Source organism: Microcoleus sp. CAWBG27 (assembly GCF_020883145.1).
Taxonomy (GTDB): Bacteria; Cyanobacteriota; Cyanobacteriia; order Cyanobacteriales; family Microcoleaceae; genus Microcoleus.
Genome location: NZ_JAHREU010000028.1, coordinates 1 through 23,508, shown reverse-complemented (window position 1 = coordinate 23,508; position 23,508 = coordinate 1). Strand labels below are relative to the sequence as shown.

Genomic DNA, 23,508 nt, shown 5'->3' with positions numbered 1-23,508 from the left:
TTGGTGGGGTGGGGGCGGGTTTTTATACATTGTTGGTTATCGTTATATATTGTTGGTGAACCCGCCCTACGAGTTCGCAAATCGTACCATCAATAACAATCAACTGGACATAATATCACTTCTTATTTTTTCTTTGATCGTTCCGCATAGATTCTAGAATAGAACTGCCCACATAATTGCTAAAAATTACCTCTCCAGTTTTATTGTAATGACAGCAGCTATCTACATAAACAACATCTTTAGTCTTGTCGAACACCTTCACCCCATTCAAAATATTAATCTTATTTTTTTGTAAATTAGGAAACTTACCCAAAAGAGCCGGATATCCGATTTCCACAGCCTTAGCATAAGGAGTATCTTTATTAAAAGCAATCAGCTTCTCGGCATCGCTAAACACTCTTTTCGTCTGATAGTATTGATTCGGCTGGAGGACATGAAAATAAGGAACATTACTGGCCGACAGCACTTTGTGCATAAAAATTGAACTTTTTGCCCAATTCCACGCCATTTGTTCAAAAGCTGCACCATCCTCTAAAATAGACTTATTTTTATTAATATACATCACGCTACCCTCGTCATCTTCCCGAGTTTTGCTGCGTTCTTTTTCAAATGCAATCACATCTCTGCGATAATTGTTGACTAAATTTTGAACGTAAACAGAAGTCAAAGCATCGCACGCAGCTAAAGAGCAGTGTTGCAAACTTTCCAAACCCTCAGTAATCTTAGTTTTATTTTCTTTGATTCTAATAGTTGCTTGCAAAGCCTTGGTAGAAAGGCTATTATTCGCCAAGCTAGTCAGCGGCGAAATGTGCTGAATGCTCGGCATCGCCAGATTAATCTGATTTTTATTGTTTAAATTAGAAAGCGCTACTTCATTAAAGCCATCTATATTGATGACCATATCTAATTCTTGACCTAAAGCCAAAAAATAGTTTAAAATTAATAACTGTTGCGGCTGTTTGTAACCGCCTGTAGCAAAAGACAAAATTATAAATTCTTTGTCCTGTAAACCGGGAACCTGTTTTAGATATTGAGGTAAAATTTTGTTTTGAATTTGAAATATAGAAAAATCTGAAGCCACGGAACCGCCAAAAATTCCGATCGCAAATTGATTTTTTTTAAACTTTTTAAAAGGGTAATCGTAAGGAGAGATAAATCCGTAGTTGTTCACCTTAAAACCAGGTCGAAAATCAGCGCTGGGTTTTTGAATAAACCCAAAGAAAGGATGAAACCTTTCGACAATAGACTGATTCAGACGCACTCCTTCTAAATTAATTCCTAAAGCCGACTTATCTTGCGCCTTTTGTCTCGTGTAGAAAAATTGCTTGTGCTTGACAAAATACCATCCCAAGGAACCGAGTTCTAGGAAAACAAGTAAAAGCGCCAAGTTTATCAAAGTAATTTTGAGGATTTCTTGGCCTTTGTTAATTAACTTGAAATCTTTCATAAATATTTATTTAGACTTTCTTACTACTTTAATGATGGAACTGGAAATATAGTTTGCCAATACTTCCTCTCCCACTGAATTATAGTGACAGCAAGCATCTTTGTAAACAGTATCTTTTGTATTGTCCAAAATATTTACGGCGCTAAACACATTAACCTGAGCTTTCTGCAAATCATTGACTTTGGATAACAGCACCGGATAACCTTTGTTTACTCCTGCGATGTACGGGCTGTCTTTGCTGATGGCAATTTCCTTTTCCTTGGCGGTAAACACTCGTTTAGTTGGATAATACTGGTTGGGCTGGATAAAGTGAAAATATTTGATGTTTCTACTCGATAAAATTTGGTTCATGCCGATCGACGATTCGTACCAAATCGAGGCCATTTTATCAAAAGCAGCAGCCTCTGGCAATACAGACTCAGCTTTTGGAATGTACACTATACTGCTATTTGCGTTGTCTGGGTTGGATTGTTTGACTTGGGCGTCGTACTTGACAACTGCTTGCTGGTAATTGTTGACTAATTGTTTCACTCTCAGCGAGGTAACGGCGTGACACAAAGCAAGTTGACAATTTTGCAATTTGTCAATACCTGCTTTCAATTGTTTTTTGGTTTCGTTAATGTTGACGATGGAAGTCATCGCTTCCGGCGACACATTGCTTGCTAAACTTGTTAACGGCTGTAGGTGCTGGACGCTGGGCATTCCTATTTCTAGCTGGGCTTTGTTGTTTAAATTGGACAGCGCTACTTCGTTAAAACCGTCAATATTGATGACTAAATCCAATTCTTGACCCAAAGCCAGAAAGTAATTTAAAATTAATAATTGCTGGGGCTGTTTGTATCCGCCGTTGCCAAAATTCAAAAGCACAATTTCGCGATCGGCAAATTCTGGATAACTCTGCAATTTTTTAGACAATCTTTGATTTTTATACTCATCTACTGCGAAGTTGTTGGCAACTGAACCGCCAAAAACTCCGATAATAAATTGTTTTTTATTGGTCTTAATAAAGGGATATTCGTACTGGGAAAAAAAGCCGTGTTTGTTGACTTTTAACTTTAATCTTTCATTGGTAAAAGCACCTTGTTTGAGAACGTAGCCAAAAAACGGGTGCAGTCTTTCTACGATAGATTCATCTAGTCGAATGCCGATACGTTCAATATCTTCGACTACTTTTTCTTTGGCTTTGGTTCTGGTATAAAAAAATTGCTTTTGGTTGATAAAGTAAAAAGCTAGGGACAAAGCTTCCAGGCAAATAAAGGCGATCGCCAAATTGACGGCGATTAAAGTTAATATATTTTTGCTTTTTTGGAGCGTTGAGTCTTTCATGAAATTTGATTGATTACGGTTGTTTTTTGGGGACTTGAGACTGCTTCAAATTTTCGCACAAATTCTGGTTGATTTTAATACTTGCCAATCGATGCCCGAGCTCATTCCAGTGTCCGCCACAGGGTACAGAATTGTCAAAACCGTGGACGCAAACTTGATATTTTTCAGTGTAGCCTTGAAACTGTTCGGCTAAATTCAGTACCCGAAAACCTTCGCGCGTACCCAATGTTTCCACCCGCCTATTGGGATAAAACAAATCCTGAATGTTGTTTTGTGTTATAAAATCTTTTCGGATCTTGACATCCCGTCCAACTTGGATCGGATCGCCGATCGTCACAACCAAGAAATCAGCTTTTTTCTGCACGACTTCATTGTGCATAGTCACAATCAAACCCTCTGTCACCTTCCAGGCATCTTTCCAAACAGCATCCTGAGGTGGGTTGAAGTTTTTGCTGCTCAAGGCGGTAAAATCTCCAGATAACTGCCGCTTTTTCCTATCTAAATCTACCTTTTTAATCACCTGCAAGATTCGGGAATTGTTGACCAAAAAACTGGGCATCCTGTCTACAAAGGAAACTGCTCTTTCGTTGCGGGCGATCGGCGGCAGATTGCGAAAAGACATATCTGGTACTAACTTGCCGCTAGTATCGTACACAAAAAATGGTCGATAATGGTCGTATTCCAGTTGCGGGGAATTGTTAATTACATCATTACCAATAAAAAATGCCAGGACTACAATATCAGGACTGTAATCCCATACTTTTTTCCGCAGCATCATCAATTCTTGAGCGGTACCGTAACCCTGAACGCCGAAATTGATGACCTCAACTTTTTTGCGTCCCTTAACGGCGTCGCAGTTACCTAGCTTTCGTTCTAATTTTGACCAGAAAGTTTGTTCGACTGGTACCTGAATTGCTTCGGTGAAAGAGTCGCCTAAAACTGCGACGCGCAAGGTATTGGGAGGTTTGGTTTTGGTGTGTTCGCGATCGCGCAAACCGTCCTTATTCACCCGTACAAAACTCGCACCTTCCCCATTCCACTCGCCGGACACACCGGGTTTGAGCTTCCAACCCAAATCGCGATCGGAAGTATGGAAACGAGTTGGCGCGGAGTCTACAACATCTCCTATTTTTGGGTAGCCCTCAACTCTAGCAACTCGCAATCCAATTTCACCAATTACCACCCCCATTAATAAACCGCCGAGTGTCAAACCTAAATTGACACCCAAAGTCTTCAACTTGCTCATTCTTTCAAAACAGGGTATAAATAAACGGAGCAATTACAGAACCCTGACTCAATACAATCAAAGCTCCTAAAAAGACTAAAGTCACAATTAATGGTAGCAACCAATATTTTTGGCGTTCCTTCATAAACGCCCACAAATCTTTGAGAAAGTCTAATGTTGATTCAAACACTTAGAAAGGACGCTCCATACTAACTTTTGTTCTTTCTTTACTTTGGACGCGGTAAGTATCCATTTTTGGATTAAGTTTGCGTCGCATTGCATCTTCGCCAAATATGCCTTTGATAACTCCCATCGGCCAAATTATCAGGTAAAAAACTATCCCCAGCACGATCGGCGTTTCAATCTTGTTGAGGGTAAGTCCAAACCACATCCACCCGTGATAAATGGGATTGAGCGATTTCGGCGCAGCCAATGCTAACACAATTAGCACTGCGCCGATCGCCCAGGGCCACCAAGGTATAGAATCGCGCCGCAGCAAAGGTACTGCTAAACCGAACAGCACTGCAATTAAGCCGCCAATTAGCAGGCCGAAATCGCGCAGGCCTTTGTTATCGAGTTTTTTTATTTCGTCGCTCATTAGAAATTGGGAATGGGGCATTGGGAATGGGGCATTGGGCATTGGGCATTAGGTATTAGGTATTAGGTATTAGTCATTTATCAGTCATTCACACCAACAAATCACAAATAACCAATAACTAATAACCAATAACTAATAACTAATCTAGTTCAAATTCATTTTTCCAAGCTTCATCTTGTTTCCAAGGAATTTGTTCCGATTTAGGAATTAAGAAATTCTCTAAAACCAGATAATCCATTTCGGTACGCATGAAACAGCGGTAAGCATCCTCAGGAGTGCAAACAATTGGTTCGCCTCGGACGTTGAATGAAGTATTTACTAAAATCGAACAGCCCGATCGCTCTTCAAAATGGTTGATTAAGTCATAGTACCGAGGATTGGTTTCTTTGTGAACAGTTTGGATGCGGGCGGAGTAATCGACGTGGGTGACAGCCGGAATTTCCGATCGCGGAATGTTGAGTTTTTCAATGCCAAACAACTGCTCTTGTTCCGCAGTCATGGGAATGCGGAGACTGCCTTTGACTGGAGCTACTAATAGCATATAAGGGCTGGAATGGTCAATCTCGAAATAATCGGCAACTCGTTCGGCTAAGATTGACGGTGCAAAAGGTCGAAATGATTCCCGATATTTAATTTTGAGGTTCATCACGGACTGCATTTTAGCATTGCGAGGATCGCCAATAATCGATCGCCCGCCCAGAGCTCGCGGCCCAAATTCCATCCGCCCTTGGAACCATCCGACGACGTTTCCCTGTTCCAAAATTTCCGCCAACTGCGGCATCAATTCGGCATCGTCCAATCGATGATAGCTAGCTTTGACAGCATCCAAATATTCCTGAATTTCTGTGTCATTAAACCTTGGCCCCAAATAGGAACCGCGCATTTTGTCGTGACAAGTTAAATGAGTGACAGACTTCGCCACAGTTGCTACAGCTTGGTTGGTAGTGAGGACTTCAGTCCTCTCCTCGTTCGTAGTAAGGACTTCAGTCCTCTCCTCCTTAATCTTATTTACTGCGAGTAGCTCATCAGCAACAGTACGAGTTTGTTCGCAATACTGATACCAAATCGCCAAAGCCGCGCCCAAAGCACCGCCAGCATCTCCGGCGGCAGGTTGAATCCAAATATCTTTGAAAATACCTTCCCGCAAGAGTCGGCCGTTAGCAACGCAGTTAAGAGCAACACCGCCGGCAAGACAAAGATAATCTACATCCAATTCTTTTTTAACTGTTCTGCACAGCCGCAAAACAACTTCTTCTGTAACAACTTGAATGGATGCTGCAATGTCCATTTCCCGCTGAGTTAATTTTCCTTCAGCTTTGCGCGGCGGCCCTTCAAACAGTTCGTCAAATTTCTGATTTGTCATGGTTAAGCCAACAGTGTAGTTGAAATAATCCATGTCTAAACGGAAAGTTCCGTCATCTTTGAGGTCGATTAAATGGGTGAGAATTTTGTCTACATACTTGGGTTCGCCGTAGGGCGCTAAACCCATGAGTTTGTATTCACCAGAGTTGACTTTGAAGCCTGTGTAATAGGTGAAAGCTGAATAAAGCAAGCCCAAGGAGTGGGGAAAATCGATTTCCCACTGAGGTGTGAGTTGGTTGCCGTCTCCTAGCCAGACTGAGGTTGTTGCCCATTCACCTACGCCGTCGAGGCACAAAACGGCGGCTTTTTGGAAGGGGCTGGGGAAAAATGCTGAGGCTGCGTGGGATTGGTGGTGTTCGGTAAATAGCAGAGATGGCAGTTTGTTGCTTTTGCAGTTTGCCATTTCTGCGAGCTCTCTTTTGAGCATGGTTTTGAGGTAAAGCTTTTCTTTCAGCCAGATGGGCATGGCGGTGAGGAAAGAGCGAAAACCTTTGGGTGCGTAGGCTAGGTAAGTTTCTAGCAGGCGCTCAAATTTGACTAATGGTTTGTCGTAAAAGACTATGCGATCGAGTTCCCGCAATTCTATGTTCGCTTCTTTTAGGCAATAGGCGATCGCATTCTTGGGAAATCTGGCGTCGTGCTTTTTGCGGGAAAATCTTTCTTCCTGCGCTGCGGCGATAATTTCTCCATCGCGAATTAAGGCGGCGGCGCTGTCGTGGTAATACGCCGAGATTCCAAGTATGTTCATCGCTCTCCTCACAAATCGCTATGCGCTCGTATCTGATGTATTTAGAATAGCTAACGATTATAGCTTTAGTGGTGCAGATTTGGAGTTGAGTTTTGCGATCGCCTCTAATTTTAGCTGAATTGATGTTGGTGGGCGGCTGAGGTCGATCGCGCGTCTGACAACATCCAGCTAGCGCCGACGAATCCTGCGCGCCCAGGCTCTGAAGTAAGTGCCCACCGGAAATTGATAAAATTCAGCTACCAACCACAGCACTATGCCTAAATGGGACAAAAAGGCTAAGCCCGTCCAAGCTGCCGGGAACCACGACAAACGGCTGCCGGGAACCGGAGGAAAATAGTAAGCTGAAAGTCCGAGCAAGGTAGTGGGAAGGAAGATTAGACCGATCGCGGCGGCAAAATAAGACCATCCGAATTCGGTGCCTTCGAGGTGTGCTCCTATCCATTTTTTGCCGTCCCAGTGCCATGTTACGGGCGGTTGGCGATCGGCCATTTTCAGTAATTGTCTTTCTTCGCTGGCGGTAAAAATGTGCTGGCAGAAGTTGCAACCGAGGGCTTCCATCATCGGCATGGTGGAAATTTGACCGGTGCGACAGACAGGGCAGGGATATGTATCTTGATGGTTGAAAGGTCGGGTTGATGGTTTGAGAGTCTGCATGGATCGGGCTGCTTGTCAAGATATTCAGCGATCTTAACAGAGTTCGATCCTAAGGTATGTTGTTGCGCTTGAGCGCTCTTCCGGAGATTGTGGAAAAGAGCGCTAATCGGACTTAAGTCCAAAATTAAGGTACGTAGTTGCGCTTGAGCGCTCTTTCGGACATTGTAGAAAAGAGAACTAATCAAACTTCAGTCCAAATCTTAAGGTACGTAGTTGCGCTTGAGCGCTCTTTCGGAGATTGTGGAAAAGAGCGCTTAAGCGCAACTACGTACCTAATTGAAGCGCTCTTTTAGAGATTGTGGAAAAGAGCGCTTAAGCGCAACAACGTACCTAATTAAAGCGCTCTTTTATAGATTGTGGAAAAGAGCGCTGAAGCGCAACAACGTACCTAATCAAACTTCGATTAATTGCGGTGATTGTTGGTGTACCGAATTCGGGCTCCGGCCCACTGAAGTTTTTCCCTCAATGTGCCGTAATAAGAATAGTTTTCCCGCAAAATGATAAATTTGGCTTCGCAGTCGGCCATCCGCACATCTACGCGCTGTCCCGGCCAAATTGCTGTAGATAAAATGCCGTCCATCCAGAGTTTTGTGCTGAGTTCGTAATCTGCTAAGGGCCAAATGCTGACGACGGAACCGGGCGGCAAAACTACAGCCCGACTGGATAAACTTAAAGGGCAAATCGGAGTAACTGCGATCGCATCCATTCCCGAGTGGATAATCGGCCCGTTGGCAGATGCGGTGTAGCAAGTCGAACCGGTAGGAGTTGCCACAATTAAACCGTCGCCTTGATATTGATCGACTACTTCGCCGTCAACTTCCATTTCTAGAATACAGCTCGGCATTCGATCGGCAGAAGCAGGTTTGACACACATTTCATTCAGTGCCAAAAATCGATCGCTTTGGGGTTCGAGATTAGTTCTGTTTCCCTCAAAAACCGCCGCCTGCAACATCATCCGCTTCTGCACGGCATACCTATCTTCGGCCAGCCTATCCCAAATCTCCTCAGTATTTTGGAAATCCTCAAAAGACTCGGTTAAAAAACCCAGATGTCCGCCGACATTCGCAGCTAAAATCGGGATGCCGTCAGCAGACAAATTCCGGGCTGCCGCCAGGGCGGTACCGTCGCCACCGAGAACTACGGCTAGATCGATCGGGCTGCTGCTAGAAGCTAAAAACACCGGATACGGGTTATCTTTCGGGCCGCTGGGGCCCATTAAAACTTGACAGCCGCGATTTTCTAACTGGCGGGCACATTGTTCTGCCCACCGCTGGCTGAGGGTGTCTCGGGCTTTGTGGGCGATAATTACTTGTTTTAGTTGCACAATCTTGGAATTTGGGATTTGGGGTTTGGGATTTTAGATTATTGAGATTTTAGACTGAATCTCCGCGAGCGGGGAGGAGAAGGCCGCGAGCGGGGACGCTCGCACTGCATTTCTGGCCGCTCGCGGGGATGGTTTCTGGCCGCGAGCGGGGACGTTCGCACTGCGAAGAAGGAAAGCTCCAAACCCTGATACAATCAGTCGTTCCTCATCGCAAATCGTATCATCCATCAATACTTCGGGATTTGGGCTGCGGCCAAATAATGCTGGTGTCGGAGGCGAGGATGCGAGAAACTGCGATCGCCCCAAAACGGTTGAGGTGGCTGGGATCGAGGAAATAGTCGTTGCGATTTGGCCACCGCTGGGACAAGTCGCGGAAGGCGAAACCTTTTTGTCGCGAGAGTTGCTGCATTCGTTGTCTAAACTGCTGTTCGGCCCACCGACGAGTGGAATCTAAGTAGTCGTCGGTGAGGGGCAAATTGACGAAAATTAGGGGGATTTTCCGAGTTTTGGTAAATGCTACGACTGAATTAAAGGCTGTTGCTTGTTTGCCGCCGAGGTTGAAGTCTTCGTAGTCGCGATCGTACTGGCCTGAAACGTAAGCGCGTTGTCGATAATATGTGTTGGGATTGTAACTTCCCGACATAGGCATGAATCCGTTAGAGTCGATCGCATCTGCCAATTGGCTGACTTGTCTGATTGCTACTTTTGTTTGTGATACTGCATTCTGGGCAACAGGCAAGATGCCTGTTCCACTTGTGAGGAATTTGACTGTGGGGAGTAGGGGTTGGGCATTTTGCCCGCCCCTAAAAGCCCGATCGACCGATGCCTGCGATCGGCGGAAAATGCCGTCGCCATCGGTTTTACAAGACTGCGGGAATCTGTAACACTGGGGCGTCACGTTAGGTTCACCAGACGGGAGTTTGGGGCGAACGCCTGCTGCTAAAAGCTGGCTGCCTTCAGAATCGACGATCGAATTAAAAGTGCGATCGTCCCGGCCGCTGTTAAATGCGCGCACGCCGTCCGCCCAGACAATCATTTGAGGTAAATGTTCGGGTTTCAACAGCCGTCGCAGTTGAAAGTCAACAACTTGGGCAGTTGCGCCGTTGACTGCAAAGTTAAATACCTTTAAACCCGGACTCCCGTTAGCAGCCAAAGATTGTTTTAGCTGTTTGGGATCGACGCCCTGCAACGCCCGGGAACTGCCGACAATCAAAACATCTGGCGGCCCGACCGCTGCAACGTAGGATAGGTATAGTTCTAGCTGTTCGTCGAGTAAATCGCTGCTGAAGCTCACTGTACTGGCTTGCGATCGACTTGCGCCCGCTTGCTGTTGTGCATAAAGCAGATTTTTCATGTACTCGGTGACTTTTTTTTCAGCAAACGCCCGCCTGGGACTACCGGGGGGAACCGCTTGCATCCAGGCTACCGCTTGCACCCATTGGGCTGCTACTTCGTCCCACTCTTGTTTTGAATTGGCTGATTGAGCCAAATTGGCGGCCTTGGTGGCAAAGTTAACTGAATCTCCAAAGGGGTCGTTTTGGGCACAGGAAGGAACGCTGATGGATTTTTGGCGTTTATTGGGGTTTTTGGCTAACACAGACGTTGGAGGCTGTGCTAGGACGGAGGAAGATGCGATCGTCCGAGAGGGCGCTGTGGTGTTGGGCGGCTTTGTTGATGAACATCCGACGGTTAAGGCGAGTAAAGCAACAGCGGCGCCAGCACGTTGAAAGATGCTAGTGCTGAGGTTAGCAATGTAGCGGCGAATCATACACTTTCACCGATCGCGAAACATTACTAGATATTACCTTAAATGTTAAATTCCGCGACTTCTGAGAGTGATGCAGGGATCTGGGTGTCCTGTTTGTTTAGCCGTTGTTGACTTAATTGTGTATTTCGGTGTCGGATTTCATGACGGCTGTGGCTGCAAGGACGATCTATTTGAGATTTTAGATTTGGGATTTTAGATTGTGAGATTCTTTCTAATCTATCGAACTCTTAACCAAAGGTCTGTTTGCTACAAATTGCTTGACACGATTCACTAATAAATAGCACGACAAACCAGCAAGAGCTGCTATGACAATTACCCTTAACTGCTTGAGTGCAAATAGCAAAGAGTGCGAAAATGACAGTTTCATAGCCTGGTTGTCGCCGTAAATTTGAGTATCTATTGGCTTAAAAATGTACATCAAAGCATTTAAAAATGAACTCGGATGCTGTTCGCTAACCGCTACAAAAGGATGATTTACACCGACAAAAGAGATGATAATCGACAGACAACTCACAAATATAAAAGCTTTTCTCAAATTCTTGGAACTTTTGATATCCTCGCTGATTTGAGCTAACGGTAAGCAGAGCAAAAACATAAGATTGGCATACCATCTGACTCCATAAGAATACCCACTGTAATTGTTAGAACGCAGAATGTACATCAGGACGTAGGCGGATGATGCCAAAAGAATTAATAGATATTCTTGGCGATACTTGAATTCTTTGTTTCGTAAAATCTTCACAAAACCAAAAATCGAGAATACCAGAATAGGAGTATAAGAAATTAAGCCTCGATGACCTATTATCATGTGAAAAGCATAATTCAAAAGGGCTGGAAAATTTGAATGATATGCTAAGCCTGAAAGGGTTGTGCTATCGAAGGCAGAACCTGGATATTCCCACAGGGATTGATTCATGGAAGGTGGCCGCAGGCTACCAGACGTGTAAAAATTTAACTGTAAGTAAATCACCATGACTAAAGCGCCAGCCAAAGCAAAAACTATCTTTGATTTCAGAGGTTTATTGAAAAAGCTGACAGCGAAAAACGGGACAAAAATAAAAGCTACTACATCAATGCTCCCAGCCAGTGTAATTAACAGACCTGAGAGCAAAGAATATCTAATACTTTCTTTGACCCTGAGCAAATAGTAAAATCCTGCCATCAGTAAACTTGCACTAACTACATGATTGCTAAATACGGTTGAGTAAGGTAGCAGCAGAGTTCCTGTACCAGCAATTATTATAACTACATCTATCCATGTTTCCTCTACTGCCAAAAACTTAAATATCCTGTACAAATAGACTATGCCCGTGGCTGTAGCCACCCCTACAACTAAAATTATCAGTAGGGTATTAGTGAGCATGAATTGATTTTTGAAAGAGATACCAAACACCTTCAGCAGAGCGTAAAAGAATGAACCATATATGGATAGAATAGGAGGCTTGTCAGAGTAGAAGTGGCCTTGGTATAAGTATTTATCGATAGTCCAAATAAATCGGGAATTGTCAATAATGAAGGTATGGAAATCTACGAGAGATTCAATCGTGGCTAACCTGGAAGCATCGTTGCTAGTTGCTACTGGTCTTGTCAGTAGGGCAAATAGACCTAAAAACACTGAAAAAATTTGCCATTCTTTTTGAATTCTCATGCTCTGCATCCAAATTTTATAGATTCAAATCGATCAACCTTTGTAACAATCGCTTAACAAATTACTGCGATTCGATGACTGCTTCGGCTTCCAGGGCGATCGATCGCAATTTATCAATGATATCCTGACTGGCACTCTCCCACAACCCCCGCTGGCGAGCTTCTAACAATCTTTCCGCCATATCTCGCAGCGCCCAAGGATTGTTTTTTTGAATAAATCCCTGAACTTTTTCATCAAAAATGTAAGCCTGTGCAATTCCTTCATACATAAAATCTTCAACGCAATTCGCCGTCGCATCGTAAGCAAACAAAAAATCGACAGTGGCGGCAATTTCAAAAGCACCTTTATAACCGTGGCGCATCGCCCCTTCAATCCATTTCGGATTTACCGCCCTGCTGCGATAAACCCGCGCAATTTCTTCTCGCAGTTGTCGCACTTTTGGATTTTCGGGAATCGAGTTATCGCCGAAATAGGTTTCAGGATTTTTCCCTTGCAAATTGCGAATTGCCGCAGTCATTCCGCCTTGGAATTGATAGTAATCGTCGGAGTCGAGAATATCGTGTTCGCGGTTGTCTTGATTTTGCAGCACAATTTGCATTTGGCCGAGGCGTTTGGTAAATGCTTCGGGCGCCGAACATCCCCATTCACTCCCGGTAAATTCAACTCTCCTAGCCTCCCCTTGTAAAGGGGGAGGACAAGAAAGAGAAGCATTGGAATTAGCCCCCCCTTGATAAGGGGGGGTATTGGTGGAATTAGCCCCCCCTTGATAAGGGGGGGTTGGGGGGGTATTGGTGGAATTAGCCCCCCCTTGGTAAGGGGGGGTTGGGGCGGTATTGACTGGTGGTGAAGCGCTAAATTCACCCCCCCTAGCCCCCCCTTGTAAAGGGGGGGGACAAGAATTGGAATTAGCCCCCCCTTGTAAAGGGGGGGTTGGGGCGGTATTGACTGGTGGTAAAGTGCTAAATTCACCCCCCCTAGCCCCCCCTTGTAAAGGGGGGGGACAAGAATTGGAATTAGCCCCCCCTTGGTAAGGGGGGGTTGGGGCGGTATTGACTGGTGGTGAAGTGCTAAATTCACCCCCCCTAGCCCCCCCTTGTAAAGGGGGGGGACAAGAATTGGAATTAGCCCCCCCTTGTAAAGGGGGGGGACAAGAAAGAGAAGAGTTGGCATTAGCCACATCTTTACCAGAAGAAGTGGAGGGGGTACTTGTATAGGCGTAACTGCTCCAATTAATGTAAGCTGTTGCTAAATCCCCGTCGTCTGTCCAGTTTTGAGCTTCAATTATGCCCTGAAGTCCCGCACCATAAGCACCCGGCTTTGAACCAAAGACTCGAAATTGCGATCGCGCTTGGGCATCTTCCCGACTCAAACCAGCCAATTCCCAATCCAAAATCTCTTGTTTAACTTGTGCTGCTAAAGGATTGTCTTCCGTAGGTTCATCTAAATCCGCGACAGCTTTGACAGCCGAGTCAAACAAATCAATTAAATTAAAAAAAGCATCGCGGAAAAAGCCAGAAATCCGCAAAGTAACATCAACGCGCGGCCGCCCCAAAACAGAAACAGGCAAGATTTCAAAATCTACAACCCGGCGCGAAGGCCCATCCCAAATTGGTTGAACTCCGATTAATGCTAGGGCTTCAGCGATGTCGTCTCCGCCTGTCCGCATTGTCGATGTTCCCCACACTGACAAACCCAAAGTTTTGGGATATTCGCCATTTTCTTGAGTGTATCTTTCGATTAAAGTTTCGGCTGCAACTCTGCCAACTCTCCAAGCAGTTTCTGTGGGAATGGCGCGGATATCTACCGAGTAAAAATTCCGGCCCGTGGGCAATACATCGGGCCTGCCGCGGGTGGGTGCGCCGGATGCACCGCTGGGGATGTGTTTCCCATCTAGTCCGCGCAACAGGTTGGTGATTTCTTGGTTTGTTTGGAGGAGTGATGGTAAAAGATAATTGGCAATCCAATCTAATTCTTGTTGGGTTGATTCTCCAATTTTAACCGCAGGTGGATGCGGATGAACGCGGATATTTTTGATTAAATCATCTACTAATTCTGCGGCTTTTGCTTCTAATTCTGCGGTTAAATCGCCTGCGGTGGTTAAGGGATCGAAATCGTAATCTAAGTCTTTGGCGAGGGCGCGAGTTAAGCCGATGCGATTTGTGCTAGGATGGCGGGCGATCGCAATTATCAAATCTCGCAACTGTCTGCCTTGGGGACATTGACCAAAAATATGCAATCCGTCGCGGATTTGGGATTCTTTGAGTTCGCAAAGATAACCGTCGGTGCGGGTGATAAACTCGGTAAATTCGGATTTATTGAGTTGGATGCCTAAGTCTTTATCTAGATTTTCCTGGTTGGTGAGGGCTACAATGCGATCGCGAATCATCGGTAATCTGGACGGATCTAAGCTTTGGGCTTCGCAATATTCGTCGATTAAGGCTTCCAATTGCTGCAAAGGCCCGTAAAGTTCGGCGCGAGTCATCGGCGGGGTGAGGTGGTCGATGATCGCGGCTTGCGATCGTCTTTTTGCCTGGGAACCCTCCCCCGGATCGTTGACAATAAACGGATAGAAATTCGGCAGCGCGCCCAATGCGACTTCGGGATAACATTTATTAGATAGTGCCACACTTTTACCGGGAAGCCATTCTAAATTCCCGTGTTTTCCCGCATGAATTATCGCATCAATTCCCAACTTTTCCCGCAGCCAATAATAGTAAGCGAGATAATTGTGAGTTGGTTCCAAATCCGGCGCGTGATAATTTAAACTAGGGTCAATTTCGTATCCCCGCGACGGTTGAATTCCCACAAATACATTGCCAAACTGAATCCCCGGAATCGGAAACAGATACGCATCCAGGTTCGTAGTAAGGACTTCAGTCCTTCTTTCCCCAGTCGCCAATCCCCATCTATTACAAATTCCATCCTGTACTTGCTGAGGCAAAGTTGCAAAATACTCTTCATATTCTGCCAAATCCAAATATTGATTAACAGGCCGCAATTCCCGTCCTTCCGGGTCATTTGTCACACCGGAAATGAGCATTTCAATTAACTCACCGCCACTGCTGGGAATGTTATCTACTCGATAACCGGCTTCCTGCAATGCTTTCAGGATTTCCACACAGCTAGCGGGCGTATCCAAGCCGACGCCGTTAGCTAAACGGGCGTTGCGGGTGGGATAATTGGCGAGAATTATGGCGATGCGTCTGTTGGCGGCGGGGGTTTGCTTCATCTTCACCCACTTCGCCGTTAAGTCTGCTACAAATGAAATGCGATCGTCCGCAGCGACATATCCTACCACATCTGTTTCTAATTCGCTGTTCCAAGTTTGTACAGCCTTAAAAGAAACAGCCCGAGTAATGATTTTGCCATCTACTTCTGGCAAAGCTACATTCATCGCCACATCGCGCGGCGAAAGTCCTTGCAATTCGCTTTCCCACTGTTCCAAACCGCCACCGCTGAAGATGGCTTGCAATACTGGAACATCTAATAATTTTAAAGTATTTTGTTCTGAGTCGGGACTGTTGAAACCGGAGATTGCAAAACTTGTCGTGTTCAGCAATAATTGAATTGGTTCTGCGTCTTTCGGTTGAAAGTATTCCAGCAATTCTAGTTGCAAATCTGGTTCTCGCAAGGAAGATACAAACACGGGAACGGGTACTAAATTTCGCTCTGATAAGGCTTGACAAAGTGCATCTATCGGTGCTAAATTTCCAGACAAATAATGAGCGCGATAAAATAAGATTCCGACTTTCGCGTGGGTTGGTACATTTAATAAATTATCTGGAAATTCTGGAGATAGTCGAGCGGTTAATAAATTGTCAGTTACAACCGAGGCAGAGCCTCTGGATGTGCGTTCCCAGGCAGAACCTAGGAACGAGTCACTTGTAGGGGCGGTGCCCCCGTGCCCGCCCTCTTTTACGCCCTCCCCGCGTCCTCCCCATTCATAAATTCCGACGCGGGAAACTGTTTGCGGTAGGGGTGGATTGTAAGCAGTTTTGAGACAAGTATCGGCGGCAAATTCTAGTGCATTAACAAAATTTTGGACTCCGCCTTCTGTGAAATAGCGCCACAGTTGATTGACTGCTGACAGCGATACATTTGAATGACTAATTAAATCTGGATCGGGACTGTCATCACCGGGCATTACAATCAGTTTGGCTTGGGTTTTTTCTACAGTTTCCCGCAGAATTTCCAAGCCGTAAGACCAATAGGAACGCCCTCCCAACAGCCTGATAATTATTACTTCGGCGCGTTCTAAAATTTCTTCTGCATAGGTGTCAATCGTTAATTGTTGTTGCAATTGCAGCAGATTCACCGCCCGGAGTTTCGGAAATCCTGCTGGTAGTTTTGATGCGGCGGCTGCGAGGGTTTGAATATCTGTATCCGCGGCGCTAATAAATACTATTGGTGCGGGGGTTTGTTGGATGAATATTACTCCTTCGGCTTGGGGGTTCCAGCCTCCTGGTGTTGCTGCTATTTTGTGCATTAGTTTTTCCTCTATAAAAACTACAATCAAACTTATATAACGGGTACAATTAGACGTAGGGTGTGTCGCTTGCAGAAAATCCTTAAAAAATACAGACAATCTCATCGCGACGCACCTGACAAAATAGTCTATCAAACAAACCCAACACTTCTTTTATAGCAAAAATTTTGATGAATTATATTAGACTCGCTTTTAAATAACCGAGGTGCGTCGCTTTCAGATGGTCGATACTTAGTTAGGTATTTATCGCCGGCGACGCACCCTACAGCTAGATTTTTTAAATGCACCAGGGAAAGTCATAAGGTGATAAAGAAAACTCCCAGAATCATGATAGCAGATCCTAACAATCTTTGTTGAATATCTTTTTCCTTGAAAATGAAATGGCCGAACAATACACCCATTAACACGCTAGTACGTTTGATAGCTATTACTTGCACTACCAAAGTTAATGTCAAAGCTTGCATTTGACAAAGCACTCCAATAGCGTTGAAAAATCCCATAGCCGCTAACATCGGTAATTGTTTCAGGATTTTGCGGCTGGGATTTGGGGTTTTGTGCAGCAAAACTGGGAGTAGCAATACACTCATTGTACCGAATAAAGAGAACAACCAAAAAATAGGGGATGAGTTTTGCACGCCTATTTTGTCAAAATTTGAGGTGATACTCCACAGAAAGGCGACGATTAACATGAATTTCGGCCCCGGTTCTTTCAGCAGTGCTTTGAATGGGGCTAGATATCCTTGCGATTTTTCTTTGATGTTTAATAAATAAGAACCTGCGACGATTAGCAAAATTCCAATACAATCAAAAAAGTTGGGATATTCGCCGACAATTAACGGTGAAGTTAGCAACATGAATAACGGTGTCAAAGCTACCAGCGGTACTGTGAGAGATAAATCCGATACTTTGATGGCTTTGATGTAGAGAACGGCCGTGACAGCGTTGATGCTACCTCCGATTAATAAGGCAATCCAAAATTGAGTGTTTAATGCCGGAATTCCGGTATAAATTACCCAGGGAGTTAAAAAGAGCACCGAAAAGAATGACAGCGACCAAGCAACGACATATTCGTCGCTTTTTTTGAGATTTTGCTTGCTAAAAACGTCTTTAACTGCTTCAAAAAAAGCGGTCAAGATTCCTAAAATTAACCAAATCAACCTAGGTATGCCCTCTTAACTCGATCGTCCTTTAGCAAATCTGATGCAATGCCTGTCAGAGTAATGTTACCAGCTTCTAGTACATAACCTCGATCGGCAATTTGCAATGCTAAACTGGCGTTTTGTTCGACCAACAGGATTGTAACGCCTGTGGAGCGCAAATGTTGGATAATTGCAAAGATTTCTTTGACTATGGCGGGCGCTAAACCCAAACTGGGTTCGTCTAATAATAGCAGTTTGGGGCGCGACATCAGGGCGCGGGCGATCGCCAGCATTTGCTGTTCCCCACCGCTGAGGGTTCCTGCTAGCTGGCTGCGGCGTTCTGCTAGCCTGGGAAATAGTTTAAATTGGTAGTCTAAATCTGCTTTGATTTCGGCAGAGTTCGATCGTACATAGGCCCCTAATTCTAAGTTTGTCAACACCGTTTGCTGCGCCAAAACCCGCCTCCCTTCTGGGCTGTGGGCAATTCCGAGTTTGACAACTTCGTGGGCTTGGCGACGGGTAATATCGCGCCCGTTATAAATAATTTGTCCTTGGCGCAAATTAACTATTTTGGAAATAGCCCGAAGTGTCGTACTTTTGCCGGCACCATTCGCACCGATGAGGCTGACAACTTCGCCTGCATTAATCGTGAGATTGATATTTTGCAGGGCTTGAATTCCGCCGTAGTTTACACACAGATTCTTGAGTTCTAAGAGAATATTTTGGGTGGTTTTTGGGGGGATATCGTGCATTTTATGTGACTTTGAGTTTGAGATTTGTCGTTGGGGGGGCGGGTTTACGAGATTGTCGATTTTAGGCGATTATTATTGGTGAACCCGCCCCTACAGATTGGGATTTTCTGTTGGGCGGGGGCGGGTTTATGGGATTATCGATTTTAGGCAATTATTGTTTGTGAACCCGCCCCTACAGAATGCGTAAAAATGATGCAATATGTGAGTTTTTAATATTACTCTTAGTCCGCGGAGGCGGACATTGTTTGTATAGCCGCGATTTCCAATCGCCGCGATTTCCAATCGCCGGGTTCCAATCGCCAGGTTTTATTAGTTATTTTTCGTCTCCCAAATAAGCCTCAATTACCGCCGGATTATTCCTCACAATTGCAGGTTCACCCAAGGCAATAAGCTGACCAAAATGCAATACAGCAATGCGATCGCACAATCCCATAACCAGCGGTACGTGATGCTCGATCAATATTACAGTTAAATTGAACTTTTGGCGCACTTCTCGGATAAATTCGCTTAATTTATGCTTTTCATTGGGATTCATCCCCGCTGCTGGTTCATCTAACAGCAAGATTTGCGGTTCCAGGGCTAAGGCGCGGGCAATTTCCAAACGCCTCTGGTCGCCGTAGGGCAGGTTTTTGGCTTGTTCGCCCGCGCGATCGCCCAAACCGACCAAATCCAACAATTCCAACGCTTTTCGCTGGGTTTCGCGCTCCATAGCGTTAGATTCTGGTAAGCCGAAAATCCCCGATAGTAGCGATAATACCGGATTTTGCGATCGACTGTGGATGTGTCGGGCGATCGCGACATTTTCACTAACCGAAAGTTCCCCAAACAACCGGATATTTTGAAATGTTCTGGCAATACCTTTATTCGCAATTTGATGAGGTTTCAATTGGGAAATATTTTCATCTTGATAAATCAGATTGCCACTAGAAGCAGGTATCAATCCAGTCATTACATTAAATAGGGTAGTCTTGCCTGCGCCGTTAGGGCCGATCAGTCCAAATATCTCGTGTTTTTCAACTGTAAAAGATACGTCGTTGACGGCAATTAAACCGCCAAAGCGACGAGTCAATCCTTGGGCTGCTAAAACCGGATTGGTTTTTGAGAGGGTAAGGGGTTCGGAACTCATCAAATATGATAAAATAGTGATTATCTAATTATGCCTTAGACTTACAATACTTCGGACATTTTTTCTATGACTGAATGACTTATCCTCTACGACTTTGAGCCACTGTGGATAATTAAATCAAAGTCATGTCCACCCCTGACTTGCATTTAATTCGACTTTATCGCGATCCTTAGCCTGTAAAGCTTGTAGTATCGTTCCAAAAACTGTCCGGAGTATTGTTAGACTTAAGTATAATAGACTAATGCGAGAAATTCAATGCAATACCTGCGGTAACAACCGCTATGAAGAACGTAGAGTCAATTACCTTTACAGCCATCAAGGTAAATACTTGCTAGTTCCTAACACGCCTGTTGAGATTTGTCTGGATTGTGGCATGATTTATTATGATGCAGCGGTTCTTAAAGAAATTGAGCACCGTTTCTTTGCTATTCACCAGCAGAATGAAATGCCGGATTCATATATTCAAATCCCCAGCAAGAGTTACACGTAAATAATTGTTTTTGAAGCAGGGAACCGGAATGTTCTTCAAGTCTCCCTTTTTAAGCAGGATTTAGGGCGATCGATTTCACCACAGACAAGTACAAATTTAGATCGCCCGAACTCTGGAAACCAATTTGATGAGAATGTAGATACAATGATTCAAATGGCTGAGACGGCTCATCAAATACAAGGATTCTGGCCCATGACGAAGCACTACCGACAAAGATTAGTTGCCGTAATTGCCCTCTCGTTTCTATCTTTCACATCGCCTTTGCTGTTGACTCGGAATGCTGCGGCTGAAAAAATAAGCGCATCGAAGGTTAGTCCCAAAGAGATTGCCTCCCTCATTGAGAAGTTAAAAACTAATGATGAAAGGGAACTTGATGGAGCTATTGAGAAGTTAGCAAAAATAGGTAAACCAGCTATCCCCGCTTTGATTGAAGCTTTGCGGGATAAAAATTTGCTAGTCCGCCGGAGTGCTGCTCAAATTCTAGTAAGAATTGGTTCTCCTGCTATTCCTGCCCTTGTTAAAGCATTAAAAAACTCTGATGTGCGGGTACGTGCTGCCTATACCTTGGGGAACATCGGTGCAGAAACTAAAACTGCTGTACCGCAGCTCATTGTGCTGCTCAAAAACTCGGATGTAGACGTGCGTATCAGTGCGGCCTATGCCTTGAGGAACATTGGTGCAGAAGCTAAAGCTGCCTTGCCACAGCTAGTTCCCCTACTTAAAGACTCAAATGCAAATGTGCGTAGAAGTGCAGCCTCTGCTTTGGGGAGTATCGGTGCAAAAGCCAAAACCGCCTTGCCACAGCTAGTTCCCCTGCTTAAAGACTCAAATGCAAATGTGCGTGGCAGTGTAGCCTCTGCTTTGGGGAGTATCGGTTTTGAAGCTAAGACTGCTGTGCCACAGCTAGTTCCCCTGCTTAAAGACTCCGATGGAAATGTGCGTATCAGTGCAGCCTTTGCTTTGGGGAGTATCGGTGCAGAAGCTAAAAATGCTGTGCCACACCTAGTTTCCTTGATTAAAGACTCCGAGGCAAATGTGCGTGACAGTGCAGCTTTTGCTTTAGACAGAATAGGTGCAGAAGCTAAAGCTGCTGTACCGCAGCTAGTTCCCCTGCTTAAAGACTCCGATGCAAATGTGCGTATCAGTGCCGCCGATGTTTTGGGGAGAATCGGTGCAGAAGCTCAAACTGCTGTGCCACAGCTAGTTCCCCTGCTTAAAGACTCCGATGCAAATGTGCGTAGCAGTGCAGCCTCTGCTTTGGGAAGTATCGGTGCAGAAGCTAAAAATGCTGTGCCGCAGCTAGTTCCCCTGCTTAAAGACTCCGATGCAAATGTGCGTATCAGTGCAGCCTCTGCTTTGGGGAGTATCGGTTTTGAAGCTAAGACTGCTGTACCGCAGCTAATTCCCCTGCTTAAAAACTCCGATGCAAATGTGCGTATCAGTGCCGCCGATGCCTTGGTGAGTATTGCTCTTAGCCTTCAAGAAAAGGCAAAGACGCTAACTTCACCGGATTTAAATCAGGCTGTATCAAACTTAGAATCAGCCTTGAAAATTTTGGCAGAACCTAAAGCTGATTTCTCACAATCAACGATCGCAAATCTCCGTGTATACATCAATGTTCTCAAAGCCGAACAAAACGATCGCCTATTCGTAAAATCAATTATCCAAAATCCCTACATCTGGGGAACCGGAATATACTTATTTTTACTCTTCGGAACCTTTGCCATCCGTCCACTGTGGCTGCTAAAAATCTATGAAACCTTAAAACCGATCGGCTTCAAAATACCAGTTCTCGGCACAGACGTATCCCTCGGCAACTTGATATTTTTCAAATATCATCCCAGAGTCCTCGATGCTTGGGTGACAGCACACATCCAAGCCACGCGAAACGAATTTCAGAAGCGGGAAACAGTGCGCGATCGCAAAATTTTCGTCCCCATTCCCGTCATCCTCGACAACAACACAATTGCAACTTTGAAAGGCAAAGATTTGCAGCCCACATTTGCTCAAAAGCGCGGCTGTTTGTTGATTTGGGAAGAAGGGGGAGCCGGAAAAACCAGTTTAGCTTGTCAGATTGGCAAATGGGCGATGTCGGATAATCCTGAAGAACGTATTTGCAGTCATCGAATGCTGCCAGTTCTGATCGAAGAAGAACTCAACATAAAAGTAACAGAAGGCAAACAGCCATTCATCGAAGCAATTCGCGGTCAATTGCAAGATTTAACCGACACTGCCGAGCCGATTTCTGAAGAATTATTACAACAATTGCTCAAACAGCGGCGCATTCTAGTTATCGTCGATCATTTCTCAGAAATGAGCGAACAAACACGAACAGCAATTAAACCGGGAATGCCAGATTTTTCTGTTAATGCTTTGCTGGTAACTTCGCGGCTGCAAGAAGATTTAGATAAAGTTACCAAGACCACAATCAAACCCCTCCGCATTGCCGGAAATCGATTGTCATCGTTCATGGAAAGCTATCTCAGCCAACGGCAAAAGCGCGACTTATTCAGCAGCGATACTGAATTTTTCGATGCCTGTATCCAACTATCAACAATCGCAGGCGACAGAAACATCACCGTTTTGCTAGCCAAACTCTATGCCGACCAACTGATTGCCAAGAAAGAAGGCACAACTGACGGCAATTTACCAGATAACATTGCCGAGTTAATGCTGCACTATTTAAACCAAGTCAACCACAGCGTAACAGAGGATAAGATCAGCGATTCCACCGTCCAAAAAGATGCTAAAATCATCGCCTGGGAATGCCTGAAGTCAACCTATCGCCCCGCAGCAGCAAACCCTAAAAATGCGATAATTGCTCTGGGTGCAGAGAATCCAGAATCGCGAATCAAGTATTTAGAAGAGAAACTCAGAATCATCCAAACAAAAGGTGTCGCCCACGACCAAATTCACTTTGCTTTAGATCCGGTAGCCGAGTATTTAGCCGCGTTGCATTTGCTAGATATTAACGGCACTGATGAGAGTAAATGGCAAGATTTTTTGAATATAGCAGACTCCCAAAATTCACCAGAAGGAATCAAAGGCTTTATGCTAGCAGTAAAAGATTGCTATCTCGATGAAATTAGCGGTGCAAAAGATACTGATTTTCTGCCACAACAAATCACATCGCGCTATAATGTAACAATTACCGCAGTGCCTGTATCTCCTTAATATCACATCCGTTATCAATTTAATGGGTCGTTGCAGATATCTCGATCCCCCTAAATCCCCCTTAGGTCGGGGGACTTTGACCAGAATCTTGTCCTTAAGAAGGGGGACTTTGAGCAGAATCTTGTCCCCCCCTTATTAAGGGGGGTTAGGCAGGGTGGATTAATTGTCAGGGGGGAATGTATGATAGAACAGGTAATCAAGTCTGCCCTGTCCGGGTAGACTATCCCTTCTGAAATGAATT

General features: G+C 44.9%; 17 protein-coding genes. 3 read left to right on the top strand and 14 right to left on the bottom strand.

The genetic code is table 11. From position 1 onward, the window contains the following. Positions 1–115: 115 nt before the first annotated feature. The 6 genes from QZ938_RS16930 to QZ938_RS16905 form a co-directional block, all read right to left on the bottom strand. Positions 116–1,447 (bottom strand): hypothetical protein, encoded by a 1,332-nt coding sequence (locus QZ938_RS16930; RefSeq protein WP_293150217.1) that lies wholly within the window; start codon positions 1,445–1,447, stop codon positions 116–118. 6 nt (positions 1,448–1,453) lie between these two features. After that, positions 1,454–2,773 (bottom strand): hypothetical protein, encoded by a 1,320-nt coding sequence (locus tag QZ938_RS16925; protein ID WP_293150219.1) that lies wholly within the window; start codon positions 2,771–2,773, stop codon positions 1,454–1,456. A gap of 13 nt (positions 2,774–2,786) precedes the next feature. Beyond that, the gene (locus QZ938_RS16920; protein WP_293150221.1) at positions 2,787–4,019 is read right to left on the bottom strand and encodes an SGNH/GDSL hydrolase family protein; all 1,233 of its coding nucleotides are present in this window, start codon (positions 4,017–4,019) and stop codon (positions 2,787–2,789) included. A 4-nt stretch (positions 4,020–4,023) separates the two neighbouring features. After that, on the bottom strand, positions 4,024–4,188 hold the full coding sequence (locus QZ938_RS16915; protein ID WP_190734603.1) for a DUF5989 family protein: 165 nt from the start codon (positions 4,186–4,188) through the stop codon (positions 4,024–4,026). Continuing rightward, positions 4,189–4,596: an SxtJ family membrane protein gene (locus QZ938_RS16910; RefSeq protein ID WP_293150225.1), complete on the bottom strand. Its 408-nt coding sequence runs from the start codon at positions 4,594–4,596 to the stop codon at positions 4,189–4,191. It lies immediately after the preceding gene. A gap of 139 nt (positions 4,597–4,735) precedes the next feature. Next, positions 4,736–6,706 (bottom strand): carbamoyltransferase, encoded by a 1,971-nt coding sequence (locus QZ938_RS16905; protein WP_293150227.1) that lies wholly within the window; start codon positions 6,704–6,706, stop codon positions 4,736–4,738. On the opposite strand from QZ938_RS16905, the gene QZ938_RS16900 reads away from it, so the two are divergent. Further along, positions 6,699–6,824, top strand: a complete 126-nt coding sequence (locus QZ938_RS16900; protein ID WP_293150229.1) for a hypothetical protein — start codon at positions 6,699–6,701, stop codon at positions 6,822–6,824. The genes QZ938_RS16905 and QZ938_RS16900 overlap by 8 nt on opposite strands. 50 nt (positions 6,825–6,874) lie before the next feature. On the opposite strand, the gene QZ938_RS16895 is transcribed toward QZ938_RS16900, so the two are convergent. The 8 genes from QZ938_RS16895 to QZ938_RS16860 all read right to left on the bottom strand — a co-directional run bounded on the left by QZ938_RS16895 (position 6,875) and on the right by QZ938_RS16860 (position 19,603). Continuing rightward, entirely contained in the window at positions 6,875–7,360 is a 486-nt protein-coding gene (locus tag QZ938_RS16895; RefSeq protein WP_293150231.1) for a hypothetical protein, read from the bottom strand. 403 nt (positions 7,361–7,763) lie between these two features. Then, a complete protein-coding gene (locus QZ938_RS16890; RefSeq protein ID WP_293351966.1) occupies positions 7,764–8,684 on the bottom strand; it encodes an NAD(+) kinase in 921 nt (306 codons plus the stop codon). A 220-nt stretch (positions 8,685–8,904) separates the two neighbouring features. After that, on the bottom strand, positions 8,905–10,452 hold the full coding sequence (locus tag QZ938_RS16885; protein WP_293351964.1) for a hypothetical protein: 1,548 nt from the start codon (positions 10,450–10,452) through the stop codon (positions 8,905–8,907). A gap of 211 nt (positions 10,453–10,663) precedes the next feature. Beyond that, positions 10,664–12,100, bottom strand: a complete 1,437-nt coding sequence (locus tag QZ938_RS16880) for a hypothetical protein (protein ID WP_293351962.1) — start codon at positions 12,098–12,100, stop codon at positions 10,664–10,666. Positions 12,101–12,161: 61 nt separating this feature from the next. Beyond that, on the bottom strand, positions 12,162–16,586 hold the full coding sequence (cobN, locus tag QZ938_RS16875) for a cobaltochelatase subunit CobN (protein WP_293351960.1): 4,425 nt from the start codon (positions 16,584–16,586) through the stop codon (positions 12,162–12,164). 296 nt (positions 16,587–16,882) lie between these two features. Next, positions 16,883–17,743 (bottom strand): DMT family transporter, encoded by an 861-nt coding sequence (locus tag QZ938_RS16870; RefSeq protein ID WP_293351958.1) that lies wholly within the window; start codon positions 17,741–17,743, stop codon positions 16,883–16,885. Continuing rightward, entirely contained in the window at positions 17,740–18,477 is a 738-nt protein-coding gene (locus QZ938_RS16865) for an ABC transporter ATP-binding protein (RefSeq protein ID WP_293351956.1), read from the bottom strand. Before QZ938_RS16865 ends, QZ938_RS16870 begins: the two co-directional genes overlap by 4 nt. A gap of 313 nt (positions 18,478–18,790) precedes the next feature. After that, positions 18,791–19,603 (bottom strand): ABC transporter ATP-binding protein, encoded by an 813-nt coding sequence (locus tag QZ938_RS16860; protein WP_293351954.1) that lies wholly within the window; start codon positions 19,601–19,603, stop codon positions 18,791–18,793. Between the two features lie 241 nt (positions 19,604–19,844). Here QZ938_RS16860 and QZ938_RS16855 point away from each other — a divergent pair, with 241 nt between their 5' ends. Both QZ938_RS16855 and QZ938_RS16850 read left to right on the top strand, forming a co-directional pair. Further along, a complete protein-coding gene (locus QZ938_RS16855; protein WP_293351952.1) occupies positions 19,845–20,093 on the top strand; it encodes a type II toxin-antitoxin system MqsA family antitoxin in 249 nt (82 codons plus the stop codon). A 192-nt stretch (positions 20,094–20,285) separates the two neighbouring features. After that, positions 20,286–23,267, top strand: coding sequence for a HEAT repeat domain-containing protein (locus QZ938_RS16850; protein ID WP_293351950.1), 2,982 nt, complete (start codon positions 20,286–20,288; stop codon positions 23,265–23,267). Positions 23,268–23,508: the final 241 nt, after the last annotated feature.